The sequence below is a fragment of the Rhodococcus sp. OK302 genome, from assembly GCF_002245895.1.
In the GTDB taxonomy this organism is placed as follows: domain Bacteria; phylum Actinomycetota; class Actinomycetes; order Mycobacteriales; family Mycobacteriaceae; genus Rhodococcus_F.
Genome location: NZ_NPJZ01000001.1, coordinates 3,174,376 through 3,187,710, shown reverse-complemented (window position 1 = coordinate 3,187,710; position 13,335 = coordinate 3,174,376). Strand labels below are relative to the sequence as shown.

At 62.3% G+C, this 13,335-nt stretch carries 12 protein-coding genes; all 12 read right to left on the bottom strand.

Features of this window, described 5'->3' with window-relative positions:
- Window positions 1-41: 41 nt before the first annotated feature.
- Window positions 42-3,626: a chromosome segregation protein SMC gene (smc, locus tag BDB13_RS14635; protein WP_094272273.1), complete on the bottom strand. Its 3,585-nt coding sequence runs from the start codon at window positions 3,624-3,626 to the stop codon at window positions 42-44.
- A gap of 25 nt (window positions 3,627-3,651) precedes the next feature.
- Window positions 3,652-3,930 carry an acylphosphatase gene (locus BDB13_RS14630; protein WP_094272272.1) on the bottom strand — a complete coding sequence of 93 codons (279 nt, stop codon included), beginning with the start codon at window positions 3,928-3,930 and terminating at the stop codon, window positions 3,652-3,654.
- A complete protein-coding gene (locus BDB13_RS14625; RefSeq protein WP_094272271.1) occupies window positions 3,927-4,844 on the bottom strand; it encodes an SMP-30/gluconolactonase/LRE family protein in 918 nt (305 codons plus the stop codon). Before BDB13_RS14625 ends, BDB13_RS14630 begins: the two co-directional genes overlap by 4 nt.
- Window positions 4,844-5,284 (bottom strand): OsmC family protein, encoded by a 441-nt coding sequence (locus tag BDB13_RS14620; protein WP_094272270.1) that lies wholly within the window; start codon window positions 5,282-5,284, stop codon window positions 4,844-4,846. Before BDB13_RS14620 ends, BDB13_RS14625 begins: the two co-directional genes overlap by 1 nt.
- A gap of 41 nt (window positions 5,285-5,325) precedes the next feature.
- Window positions 5,326-6,189 carry a bifunctional DNA-formamidopyrimidine glycosylase/DNA-(apurinic or apyrimidinic site) lyase gene (gene mutM, locus BDB13_RS14615; protein WP_094272269.1) on the bottom strand — a complete coding sequence of 288 codons (864 nt, stop codon included), beginning with the start codon at window positions 6,187-6,189 and terminating at the stop codon, window positions 5,326-5,328.
- An 8-nt stretch (window positions 6,190-6,197) separates the two neighbouring features.
- Window positions 6,198-6,971 (bottom strand): ribonuclease III, encoded by a 774-nt coding sequence (gene rnc, locus BDB13_RS14610; RefSeq protein WP_094272268.1) that lies wholly within the window; start codon window positions 6,969-6,971, stop codon window positions 6,198-6,200.
- A gap of 19 nt (window positions 6,972-6,990) precedes the next feature.
- On the bottom strand, window positions 6,991-7,173 hold the full coding sequence (rpmF, locus tag BDB13_RS14605; protein WP_094272267.1) for a 50S ribosomal protein L32: 183 nt from the start codon (window positions 7,171-7,173) through the stop codon (window positions 6,991-6,993).
- Window positions 7,174-7,175: 2 nt separating this feature from the next.
- Entirely contained in the window at window positions 7,176-7,736 is a 561-nt protein-coding gene (locus BDB13_RS14600) for a YceD family protein (RefSeq protein WP_094274924.1), read from the bottom strand.
- A gap of 184 nt (window positions 7,737-7,920) precedes the next feature.
- Entirely contained in the window at window positions 7,921-8,682 is a 762-nt protein-coding gene (locus BDB13_RS14595; RefSeq protein WP_094272266.1) for a DivIVA domain-containing protein, read from the bottom strand.
- Between the two features lie 131 nt (window positions 8,683-8,813).
- Entirely contained in the window at window positions 8,814-9,308 is a 495-nt protein-coding gene (gene coaD / locus BDB13_RS14590; protein WP_094272265.1) for a pantetheine-phosphate adenylyltransferase, read from the bottom strand.
- Window positions 9,305-9,871 carry a 16S rRNA (guanine(966)-N(2))-methyltransferase RsmD gene (gene rsmD, locus BDB13_RS14585; protein WP_094272264.1) on the bottom strand — a complete coding sequence of 189 codons (567 nt, stop codon included), beginning with the start codon at window positions 9,869-9,871 and terminating at the stop codon, window positions 9,305-9,307. The genes coaD and rsmD overlap by 4 nt, the downstream gene beginning before the upstream one ends.
- A complete protein-coding gene (locus tag BDB13_RS14580) occupies window positions 9,868-13,272 on the bottom strand; it encodes a pyruvate carboxylase (protein WP_094272263.1) in 3,405 nt (1,134 codons plus the stop codon). The genes rsmD and BDB13_RS14580 overlap by 4 nt, the downstream gene beginning before the upstream one ends.
- Window positions 13,273-13,335 lie beyond the last annotated feature (63 nt).

Below are 13,335 nucleotides of genomic sequence, written 5' to 3'. Positions count from 1 at the left end.
GAGCTATTCTTTCAGGCTTGGCGGGAGAAAGTGACCAGGCCTTACCGAACGGCGAGGTCTTGGCCGCGTAATCGTTGTGAAATGACGGCGGTAATTCCGTCGCCGCGCATGCTGACCCCGTACAGAGCGTCGGCAATTTCCATGGTCGGTTTCTGGTGCGTGATGACGATCAGCTGCGATTTTTCACGCAACTGTTCGAACAATCCGATGAGTCGACGCAAATTGGTGTCGTCGAGTGCCGCTTCCACTTCGTCCATGACGTAGAACGGTGACGGCCTGGCGCGGAAAATCGCGACAAGCATCGCGATGGCAGTCAGCGATTTCTCTCCACCGGAGAGCAAGGACAACCGCTTGACCTTCTTTCCCGGCGGGCGGGCTTCGACCTCGATGCCGGTGGTGAGCATGTCCGACGGATCGGTGAGAACCAGTCGGCCTTCTCCCCCGGGAAATAGTGTCGCGAAGACTCCGACAAACTCTCGCTGGACGTCCGCGAAGGCTTCGGTGAACACCTGCAGGATCCGGGCGTCGACGTCCGCCACCACCGCCAGGAGATCCTTGCGCGCTGTCTTGACGTCCTCGAGTTGTGTGGACAGGAAGGTGTATCGCTCTTCGAGCGCGGCAAATTCTTCCAGTGCCAACGGATTGACCCGGCCCAGAGTCGCGAGGTCTTTCTCCGCTCGTTTGGCTCGACGCTCCTGAGTACTTCGGTCGTAGGGCGCGGGCGCCGGCACGGTGACCTGCTCGCCGCGTTCCTTGGCGTGCTCGTACTCCTCCAACTCCAGCGCCGTCGGGGGCAGCTCGACGTCAGGTCCGTACTCGGCAATCAGATCGTCGAGGCCGATCCCGTACTGCTCGAGAATGGACTCTTCGAGTTGCTCGATGCGCAGCGCGGCCTGGGCCTTGGCCACCTCGTCGCGGTGAACGGCATCGGTCAACGACGCCAACTGCCCTGTGAGCGCTTTGACGATCTCTCGAACCTGATCGAGTTTTGCCATGCATTCGGTTCGAGCCTGTGACAGTTCGTCACGATGCGCCACCGCCGACGCTACGACGCCCTCGAGTTCCGTCGCCACTCGTCGGCCGGATTCTGCAACAGCCGCAGCAACTTCGGCGGCGTGAGCGCGCGCTTTCAGTGCCCGCTCGGCGCGAACCCGTGCCTCCCGTTCAGCCGCGGCTGCGCGGCGCAGCGAATCTGCTTTGCCTCGAACGGATTCGGCTCGCTCCTCGGCAGTTCGCACGGTGAGCCGCGCATCCATTTCGACAATGCGCACTTCGGCGAGTGCCGCTGCTGCCATCTCACGGTCGGTGGCGGTCGATTCCGGCGCTCCGGCCTCCGCACTCCCGTCACTCTCGGCAAGCCTGAGACGTTCTTCCAATTCTGCTAGCGCAGTGAGCGATTCATCCCGACCGGATTCCACACGATCACGCTCGGCACTCAAGCGCTCCGATTCTGTGTTCGCGATACGGACTGCCTGACCCAAGCGCCCCAGATGTTCGTAGATCGACGACATCGCTGCATCCGACTCGTTGAGCGCGGCCAGAGTCTGTTCCGCGGTTTCCTGCCGTGCAGCCTGCTCGGCCAGTCCCCCGGCCAATGCTGCTTCCAATTCCTCGGACCGCCCCTGTGTCTGGTCCAACTCTGCGGCAGAGATATCGATAGCGGCTTGGACTTCGAGTGTGCTCGGACGTCGATCGGAGCCGCCGATGAGCCAACCCGTTCCGTGGAGATTTCCGGATCTGTCGACGGCGCGAATTGCATTGTGCTCAGCTACTACTCGAACCGCGTCGTCGAGGTTCTCGACCAGAACGACGTCGCCCAGTAAGGCATTGATTCCGGCCCGCAGGTCGTCCGGGCACTCGATGACGTCCACGGCGCGTCGAACGCCCGGCGGGAGATCGACCGATACAGAAGTGTCTCCCACACCGCGAACGATCAACGACGCTTGACCACCATCGCGTTCCACGAGAGCTGCCACTGCCAACTGAGCAACGTTCAGCGATTGCGCGACAACGGCATCCGCTGCCGGACCCAGTGCCGCCGCAATCGCGGTTTCGTATCCCGGTTCCACACGCATCTCGCCGGCCAGTGAGACTGTGACGCCTTCGAAGTGCTCGAGGAGCCAACCGGCGCCGTCCTTGCGCTGCAACCCCATTGACAGTGCTTCGATGCGTGCCCGGAGCGACGCAATGCGCTGTCCGCTCGACTTCTCTTCGGCGCGCAACTCGTCGACTCGCCGATTGATCAGACCGAGAGCCTCGAGCGCCCGTTCGTGGTTGGTGTCCAGTCCGACCTCACCGGCGTCGAGATCGCCGATGCTCGCCGCCGCCGCCTCGAACTCTTCTTCGGCAGTAGCGGCGCGGAGCGTCGACTCCCCGATGGCTTCGGTGAGCCGAGCTCTGTCCGCATCCACCGATTCGACTCGCGTCCGTAGAGTATCTACCTGACCGGACAACCTGGCCAGGCCTTCACGGCGGTCTGCGACGGCCCGAACTTCCGCCATGTGAGCTCGTTCCGCTTCGGCGGCAGCATCTTCGGTAGCCAAGAGTTGTTCACGGGCCGCTTCGGACGCTGCGCGCGCAATCTCGACAGCCTCGACCAGTTCGGCTTCCTCCGCTGCCAAACGCTCGGCGCGCGCCTCCATCTCATCTGGATCCTGGCCGCGGCCACCGACGGGTTCGGTATCGAGATGACGCGCACGTTCCCGGGCAATGCGCACAGTTGCAGTGACGCGTTCGGCCAGAGCCGACAGCTGAAACCAACTCTGCGCCGCCGCTTCTGCACCGGGCGTGAGCCGAGCCAGGGCCTGCTCTTGCCGGCCAAGTTCCAGATTGGCCTCGTCAAGCGCGGCCGCCACCTGATTGTGCTGCTCGCGCGCCACCTTTTCGTCTTGCGCTTGGTCGCTGAGATCGGTGCGCTTGGTCACCAGATCGTCGGCAGCCAACCGCATCTTGGCGTCACGCAGGTCTGCCTGCACCGTCTGGGCGCGGCGAGCAACCTCGGCCTGACGCCCGAGTGGTTTGAGTTGGCGTCGCAGTTCTGCGGTGAGGTCGCTCAGCCGAGCGAGGTTGGCCTGCATCGAATCAAGCTTGCGTACGGCCTTTTCCTTGCGGCGCCGGTGCTTGAGGACACCGGCGGCCTCCTCGATGAACGCTCGACGATCCTCGGGGCGCGATTCCAAGATCGCAGCGAGCCTGCCTTGCCCGACGATCACGTGCATCTCGCGACCGATACCCGAGTCACTGAGCAGTTCCTGAACGTCCATCAACCGGCACGAAGAGCCGTTGATCTCGTACTCGCCGGCGCCATCACGGAACATCCGACGCGTAATCGACACTTCGGAATAGTCGATCGGGAGCGCGCCGTCGGAGTTGTCGATGGTCAACGTCACTTCGGCGCGGCCCAGCGGTGCCCGGCCGGATGTTCCCGCGAAGATGACATCTTCCATTTTGCCGCCGCGAAGCGCCTTGGCGCCCTGCTCACCCATCACCCAGGAGAGCGCGTCGACGACATTGGATTTTCCGGAACCGTTGGGGCCGACGACGCAGGTTATGCCGGGCTCGAACCGAAGAGTCGTTGCCGACGCAAAGGACTTGAAGCCTTTGAGCGTCAGACTCTTGAGGTGCATGGGTGAAACTTTACCGTCCTCGGAGTCAGCGTTCGACGAACCCGGACAGGTCTCCGCGCGTTGTGTCCCAACTCTCTACCACCAGGTCAACGGTTCCCGGAGTGGTCCCCGAACGCAGAAGCGTGAGCAGCATTTGCGCGGACTCTCGATCACCTTCGGCGACAACGAGAACGCGGCCGTCCCGTTGATTCGACGCGTATCCGACCAAACCCAACTCCAAGGCACGAGCGCGGGTCCACCAGCGGAACCCGACGCCCTGAACAAATCCGTGTACCCACGCGGTCAACCGCACCGGATCAGTCATGACGGACCACCACTCACCCGATCAAGGCGGTGCACGTCACCCAGAAAACTGGTGGTGTACAGAGCATTCGGATCCCAGCCCGGTCCCGCACCGAACTTCACGGCCGACGTCAACGGCAGACCGGAAGCGATGTCACACGACGTTCCCCACTCCGGATCCACTCGCACAACCTTGCCACCGGCATTGAACGCCACGTACAACGCCCCATCCGGACCGACTGTGAGATCGTCAGCCATGTTGGCCGGCCCGAAGCCCGGAAGCGTGATAGTCCTCACCGGCCCAAACAGATCGTCGGCGTCGAGAATGTGGATCGCTGTCGTGAGGTCGAACGTTGTTGTGACAAAGACATTCCGGCCCGAACGTGCCAATCCGTCGACGGTCCCGAGGTCTCGGCGCACGACCGTCGTCTGACCGTCACGCCCGATCACCGTGAGTCCGGGATCTGCGAGAGTTCGCGTAGTCAGAAAACGATCACCACCGAGTGCAACAAGGCCATTGGGCATCACCAGAGAATCAGCGACGGTGGTCACCGAAGCATCCGAGGTATCAACCCGTCCCAGACTTCCATCCGCGATCCCGAACAGGCCTGACACAGTGGAGTTTCCGGTGGTGAAATACACAGCACCATCTTGCGCAACCAGCCCACCCGGCCCGTTCACGTTGTTCACCAGAGTCTTTCGACTTCCGTCCGGCGACATCGTCAGCAGTGAACCCTGGCCGACGATCGCCGATTGCGACAGCACCATCGACCCGGCGCCGTCGAATTCCAAATTTTCGAGCATCCCCGCGCCGGAAGTGACGAGCGTCGACGTCCACGGACCACAACCGTCCCCGGCTGCTGCAGCCGCCGGACCTGCAACTGCCACAGTGCAACTCACTGCCAGCGCAGCAACGACACAGCCGGCGCGGAGCATCAAGCCTCCGTGTCGATTGTCAGCGTGACCTTGGTACCGGCCTTGAGTGTGCGACCGACGGTGCAGACTTTCTCGACGGAACGTTCGATCAGCGTGATCAATCGCTCCTGCGCGTCCGCGTCGAGTTCGCTGAGATCGAGTTCGAGAACCTCGTCCAGTTGCGGGTACACCTCGTTCTCCCGATCAGCGGTTCCCGATACCCGAATCGTGGCGTCGTAGTTGTCACCGAGACGCCGCGAGATGGGGAAATCAGAACTCATACCCGAGCAGGCTGCCAGTGCAATCTTGAGGAGTTCACCCGGCGTGAACACTCCCGGTACGGATTCCGAGCCGATCAACACCTCGGCGCCGCGAGAACTCTTGCCGGTATACAGGCGGGTTCCGGTGCGCTCTACCCAGAGTTCAGTGGATGCAGTCTTGTCAGTGCTCTGTTCAGCCATGCCGCAATCTTGCCACTCCGACAAAAAAGAAGTGCGCGGACCTAACGCTTCGTTCTGGGAGCCGGCTGGCACCGCGGGCAACTGAACGACGATCGGTTCATGAACTTCTCACGCCTGATCGGAGCACCACAACGCGGGCAGGGAAGATTTTCCTGGCCGTAGGCCGACAGTGACCTGTCGAAATAGCCGGATTCGCCATTGACGTTGACGTACAACGCATCGAAGGACGTACCGCCCTGCTCGAGCGCTTCACCCATGACACTGTGGGCCGCGGTCAATAATTCACGTAATTTCGGCTTGGTCAGGTTCGCAGCAATTCTGTTGCCGTGAACCTGTGCCCGCCACAAGGATTCGTCGGCATAGATATTGCCGATGCCGGAGACCACGGTCTGGTCGAGTATCGCCCGCTTGATTTCGGTGTGCTTACCGCGCAGGACGGTCACGACGGATTCGAGATCGAACGCCGCGTCCATGGGATCTCGGGCGATGTGTGCCACCGATTCCGGCAGCAGTGTCCCGTCGACCTCCACCAACGGCGAGATCGACCAGCCACCGAAAGTGCGCTGGTCTACAAACCGAAGATCGGCCCCGGAATCCAGAGCCAGACGGATACGGAGGTGCTTTTCCCAGTCCACAGTCGGAGGCTGAACCAGCATCTGGCCGCTCATTCCGAGATGGACCACTACACCGACACCAGCGGGTTCCAGAACCAGCCACAGGTACTTTCCGCGGCGCTCGGCAGAAGCGATGGTCTGCCCGGTCAACTGACCGATCAGATCCTCGGATCCGAGAACATGCCGGCGGACAGCGCGGGGATGGAGAACTTCGACAGCCTCGATCGCCGCACCCACAGCATGAGACTGCAGGCCGCGGCGAACGACTTCGACTTCGGGAAGTTCAGGCAAAGCGGAACTCAGCCGGCAAGATCGGTGACAACAATCGCGTCGGAAGCTTCTTCGGATGCTTTCTCCGACATCGCTTTCCACGCAGTGCTGGCTGCCTTCTGCTCAGCTTCCTTCTTGGAACGACCGACACCCACGCCCAAAGGCTTGCCACTGATGAGGACTGTGGCCGTGAATTCTTTGTCGTGATCGGGTCCGGTAGCGGTGATCTCGTAGACGGGAACACCGGCGCCGTGCTCAGCGGTCAGTTCCTGGAGGCTCGTCTTCCAATCCAAACCGGCACCCAGAAGCGGAGCACGAGTCAGAAGGTCATCGAACAGATCGAGAACCACGCGTCGCGCGGTGTCGATTCCGAACTGCAGGTGAATGGCACCCAGAATGGATTCCATGCCGTCGGCGAGGATGGATGGCTTGTCACGGCCACCCGTCATTTCTTCGCCCTTGCCTAGCAGCAGATGCGCTCCGAGCCCACCCTCACCCAGAGTCCGAGCAACCTCGGCGAGTGCGTGCATGTTGACCACGCTCGCACGAATTTTCGCGAGATCGCCCTCGGATTTGTCTGGATGGGTCAGGTAAAGATTTTCCGTGACGGTGAGCCCCAGAACTGAATCCCCGAGAAACTCGAGACGTTCGTTCGTGGGCAATCCACCGTTCTCGTACGCGTACGAGCGGTGAGTAAGAGCCAGGGTCAGAAGACCGGGCTCTATTTCGACGCCGATAGCGGCGAGGAGCGTGTCGTGATTGCCCTCGCCGCCAACGGCTGAAACTTTATTGTCGCTTGTCATAGTTATTCTCCGGGGAGAATTACGCAGCAGCGGTTACCTGGCGGCCCTTGTATGTGCCACAGGACGGGCACACGATGTGGGGCATGGTCTTCTCGCCACAGCCACGGTTGGGGCAGGTAACGAGGGTGGGCGCAGTGGTCTTCCACTGGCTACGACGCGACCGCGTGTTGGATCGCGACATTTTGCGCTTGGGGACAGCCACTTCTACTTCTCCTCGGCTTCGGTGATCACAAGATTTTCACTGGTGTTTGATTCCACGCCAAATTTGGCCGCGAGACCAGCCCAGCGAGGGTCAAGTATGTCATGCCCATGCCCAGATTCCGCAATCGCCAGGCGAATGCCACATTCTGAGCACAATCCCAGGCAATCGTCACTGCACAAAGGCTGGAGCGGAAGCGCCAGTCCTACTGCATCGACGATGACCGGTTCCAGATCGACTTCTTCGTCTTCGACCCGGTAAACCTCACCCTCCTCCGTTGTCTCCTCGGTGGTGCTGTCCGGGTAAACGAACAACTCCGTGAGGTAGACGTCCACAACACTCGTGAACGGCTCCAGACAACGCGAGCACTCACCCGCAGTGGGTGCGTGCACGGTACCGGTGACGAGAACGCCCTCGGATACCGCTTCCATGCGAAGGTCGAGATCTATGTCCGAACCTACTTCGATCGCGATCAGATCGAGGCCGACGCGGCTCGGGGAAGGAAAAGTTCTCTCGACGGTGCGCATCGACCCTGGACGCCGACCAAGCTTGACCGTGTCCAGCAAAAATCCCACATCAGAAGACTGATGCGATGAATTGCGGCGATACTTCGACAAAGAGAACTCACCTAACTGTTGAAACTGGGATGGGCAACCACTCAACAATACCCGAGAATGCAGGCCAGACCGAATCCGGATAGAAGTAGAGGGGCCCATCCTTACGGATGAGCCCCTCTACTTCACAAGATATTCAGCGTCGACGCTCGGGGCGCCGCTCCTCATCGAGGTAATCCGGCACACCGGAACCCGTCCGCAATTGCTGACGACCCCGGCCGACGGACCTCACCGTCCCGCTCAAGAACTCCTCGAATTCCGCAAGCTTGGTATCGACGTACAGATCGCACTCGGAACGCATTCGGTCGGACTCCGCATGCGCGGTATCGATCACCCGAGCCGATTCCGTATGCGCGTTCTGGACGACCTCGGTCTGCGACACCAGTCGCGCCTGCTCGGCGCTTCCCTCGGCGACAGAACGGTCGTACGACGCCTTGCCGGCGTCGATCATGCGCTCGGACTCGGTGCGTGCCCGCCCGGTGACAGCGTCGTACTCGCGTCGACCGTCGGTGACGGTACGTTCGGCTTCTTCCTCGGCATCGGCGACCAGCTGATCGGCGTGCGCGCGCGCCTCGGAAACCATCCGATCGGCTTGGGCCTTCGCGTCGGAAAGGATCCGATCGGCGTCATCGCGTGCATTTTCGACCGTCGATGTTGCTTCGGAGTTAGCGCTACTGACCGTCTTTTCGGCAGTGGAGCGTGCGTCCGAAACCAACTTGTCACGGTGATCGAGGACGTCTTGAGCGTCGTCGAGCTCACTCGGAATAGCGTCACGAACATCGTCGAGCAGCTCGAGCACGTCGCCACGGGGGACGACGCACCCGGCAGTCATGGGGACACCGCGCGCCTCTTCGACAATCGCGACCAGTTCGTCCAGCGCCTCGAATACCCGGTACACAAGCAACCCCAATCTTTACCGGCCACTGTCGGCCCACATCGTCACCGGTTCACATGAACCTGTGCCCGTTCTTCTTCAAGTTTGCCGGAAGATGGGCTCACCAGGTGTGTGCGGGTGCGGTGTGTCGGGGATCAGCTGTTTTCGGCGGCACGTTCCGCGATACGGGCGAGCAACCGGGTGTGTACGTTCGCGGGCAGCATGTCGGCTACATCGCCACCGAAAGTCGCGACTTCCTTGACCAGCGAGCTGGAGAGGTAGCTGTACGTGGGATTGGTCGCAACGAAGAGCGTGTCGACGCCACTGAGCTTCTGGTTCATCTGAGCCATCTGCAGTTCGTAGTCGAAGTCGTTGGCACCGCGAAGGCCCTTGACGATCGCGGTGAGGCCTTCCTGCTTCGCGTAGTCGACCAGAAGCCCGTGCCACGAACTCACACGCACGTTGGGCAGATGGCTCGTCGCGTCTTCGAGCATCTCGATGCGCTCGTCGACGGTGAACATCCCACGCTTGCTCTTGTTGATCATCACCGTGACGACGAGCTCGTCGAATTGCGTAGCAACTCTTCCGATTACGTCCAGGTGACCATTGGTCACGGGGTCGAAGGATCCGGGGCAAACGGCGCCAGTCATGAGTCCAGACCGTAGCAGGTTGCAAGTTCGATCCGGGCTTCGCCGTACTTCTTGGCCTTGACAGCCTCGAAGCCTTCCGGCCACGCAGTCTCGGGTGAGCGGGACGAGCGTTCGAGCACGACTATCGTCCCCTCCCCCACCCACTTGTTGCTCCGAAGATTCTCGAGCATCGAGATGACGGCCTCGTCGGTGATTGCGTACGGCGGGTCGGCGATGACGATGTCGTATTCCCGCGCACTCGGCCCCGAGACCACCGCTGCGACCGGAGCGGCCCGCAGAACCGCTCCGGTCAAGGAGACCGTTGCCATGTTGTCCTTGATCACAGCTGCAGCTTTTGCGTCGGACTCGACGAGCATCACATGCTCAGCTCCCCGCGAAAGTGCTTCGAGGCCAAGGGCTCCCGAACCGGCGAACAGATCGAGAACAGCGCAACCGTCAAGGTCGATTCGCGCTTCGAGTGCACTGAACAATGCCTCACGAACCCGGTCCGAGGTGGGCCGGGTGCCGACCGGCGGGACTCGCAGACGGCGACCGCCTGCGAGTCCGGCGATAATGCGTGTCACTCTGCTGCGCTCTCCCCTGTCGACACGACGACCAGGAGGTCGCCGCCTTCAACCTGCTGGACAGCACCGATCGCGATGCGGGAAACGATGCCGGCGCGCGGCGAGGTGATTGCCGCTTCCATCTTCATGGCCTCGATCGTGGCGACGGTATCGCCGGCCTCGATCTTCTGGCCGACGGCGACGGCGAGCGTGACAACACCCGCGAACGGCGCGGCAACATGTCCGGGGTTGTTCTTGTCGGCCTTCTCGGCCACCGGAACGTCGCTGGCGATCGAGCGGTCGCGAATCGAGACCGGACGCAACTGCCCGTTCAGGATGCACATCACGGTGCGGTAGCCGCGCTCGTCAGGCTCGGAGATGGCTTCGAGTCCGATGATCAACTGCACACCCGGTGCGAGTTCCACCCGATGCTCTTCGCTGCGTCGCAGTCCGTAGAAGAACTGGTTAGCCGAAAGCCGCGAGGTGTCACCGTACTTGTCGCGATGTTCCAGGAATTCCTTGGTGGGACCGGGGAACAGGAGACGATTCAACGTTGCCTGACGATCCTTCGACGAACCTTCGAGCAGAGCCTCGTCCTCCGGCGAGAGCGCCGCTTCGGCCTTGGCCGGTCCACGGCCTTCGAGCGCCTTACTGCGGAACGGTTCCGGCCAGCCGCCGGGAGGCGTGCCCAGTTCTCCGCGCAGGAAGCCCACCACCGAATCGGGGATGTCGAACTTGGCCGGATCAGCAGCGAACTCCTCGGACGGAACGCCGGCACCGACCAGGTGCAGCGCAAGGTCACCGACAACCTTCGACGACGGCGTGACCTTCACCAGATGGCCGAGCATGCGGTCCGCATCGGCGTACTTGGCTTCGACTTCCTCGAACCGGTCACCCAGTCCGAGAGCGACAGCCTGAGTGCGAAGGTTGGACAGCTGACCGCCGGGGATCTCGTGCGTGTAGACGCGTCCGGTCGGGGCCGGGAGCCCGGACTCGAACGGCGCGTACACCTTTCGCAGCGCCTCCCAGTACGGCTCGAGGTCGCAGACGTTCTTGAGGTTCAAGCCGGTATCGAACTCCGAATGCGCCGCAGCGGCCACGATGGCCGAGAGCGCCGGCTGGCTGGTGGTACCGGCCATCGCGGCCGAAGCACCGTCGACGGCGTCGGCACCCGCTTGCCAGGCCGCGAAGTACGTCGCCAACTGCCCGCCGGGGGTGTCGTGGGTATGCACGTGCACCGGAAGATCGAAGTTGCTGCGCAGAGCAGTCACGAGCTTGGTAGCCGCCGGCGCACGCAGGAGTCCTGCCATGTCCTTGATGGCCAGAACATGAGCACCGGCGTTGACGATTTCCTCGGCGAGACGGAGGTAGTAGTCGAGCGTGTACAGCGTCTCGTTCGGATCCGACAGGTCACCGGTGTAGCTCAGCGCCACCTCGGCGACCGCAGTTCCGGTCTCGCGGACCGCGTCGATAGCCGGTCGCATCTGGTCGACGTTGTTGAGTGCGTCGAAGATTCGGAAGATGTCGATGCCGGTATCGGTGGCCTCCTGCACGAATGCGCGAGTGACCTTCTCCGGATATGGCGTGTAGCCCACCGTGTTTCGGCCACGCAGGAGCATCTGGAGGCAGATATTGGGAACTGCCTCGCGCAGTGCGGCGAGGCGATACCACGGATCCTCGTGCAGGAAGCGAAGTCCCACATCGTAAGTCGCACCGCCCCACGCTTCGATGGACAGCAGTTCCGGGGTCAAGCGCGCAACGTGACCGGCAACTCCGAGGAGACCACTGGTGCGGACGCGCGTGGCCAGCAACGACTGGTGCGCATCACGGAACGTTGTGTCAGTGACAGCGACGGCCTTCTGCGCGCGCAGGGCCTTTGCAAAACCCTCGGGACCGAGTTCGAGCAGCCGCTGACGGCTACCGGCCGGCGGCGGCGTCGACAGATCGATTGCCGGCAGTTTGTCCTGCGGGTACACCGCCGACGGGCGCTCACCGTGAGGCTTGTTGACCGTGACGTCAGCCAGGTACGTGAGGATCTTGGTACCGCGGTCCGCCGAGCTGCGCAGTGTCAGCAGCTGGGGGCGTTCCTCGATGAACGAGGTGGTGACGCGGCCGGCGCGGAAGTCCTCGTCGTCGAGAACTGCCTGCAGGAACGGGATGTTGGTGGAGACGCCGCGGATACGGAATTCGGTAACCGCGCGCCGGGCGCGTGCGATGGCAGCCTCGAGGTCACGGCCACGGCAGGTGAGCTTGACCAGCATCGAGTCGAAGTAGGCGCCGACCTCGGCACCCAACGTTGCGCCGCCGTCCAGGCGGATGCCCGCGCCGCCCGGGGTGCGGTACGCGGTGATACGTCCGGTGTCCGGGCGGAAACCGTTGGCTGGATCCTCGGTGGTGATGCGGCACTGAAGCGCTGCGCCCCGAAGCTTGATCTTGTCCTGCGTCAGACCCAACTCTTCGAGAGTGGAACCGGATGCGATCTTGAGCTGCGACTGAACGAGATCGACATCGGTGACCTCTTCGGTGACCGTGTGCTCCACCTGAATTCGCGGATTCATCTCGATGAAGACGTGATTGCCACGCTTGTCGAGCAGGAACTCCACGGTGCCCGCGCACGTGTAACCGATCTGCTTCGCGAACGCCACGGCGTCGGCGCAGATCTTGGCCCGCAGTTCCTCGGAAAGGTTTGGCGCCGGCGCGATTTCGATCACCTTCTGGTGGCGACGCTGCAAGGAGCAGTCCCGCTCGAAGAGGTGAATGACGTTGCCGTGCTCGTCCGCGAGGATCTGAACTTCGATGTGCCGCGGATCGATGACCGCCTGCTCGAGGAACATCGTCGAATCACCGAACGCCGACTCCGCTTCGCGCGCAGCGGCTTCGATGGATTCCTTGAGCTGGGAACGTTCCGCGACGCGGCGCATACCGCGGCCACCGCCGCCGGCAACAGCCTTCACGAAGATCGGGAACGTCATGTTCTCGGCGGCAGCCAGCAGTTCGTCCACGTCGGAGGAAGGCTCGGACGATGCGAGCACCGGCAGGCCGGCCGCCTTCGCCGCAGCGATGGCGCGGGCCTTGTTTCCGGTCAGTTCCAGAATCTCCGAGGAGGGGCCGACGAACTTGATGCCCGCCTCCGCACAGGCTGCCGACAGGTCGGGGTTCTCGGACAGAAATCCGTAGCCGGGGTAGATGGCGTCTGCACCGGCATTTTGTGCCGCGGCCACGATTTCCTCGACCGACAGGTACGCCCGAACCGGGTGCCCCTTCTCCCCGATCTGATAGCTCTCATCCGCCTTGAGACGGTGGATCGAGTTCCGATCCTCGTACGGGAACACCGCGACGGTTCCGGCACCTAGTTCGTAGGCAGCGCGGAAGGCGCGGATCGCAATTTCGCCACGGTTCGCGACGAGCACTTTGGAGAACATTGGAGAAAACTACCCTGATTTCACTTGGCACCTGCGGGCGGGATCTCACATTTCGGACTGAAT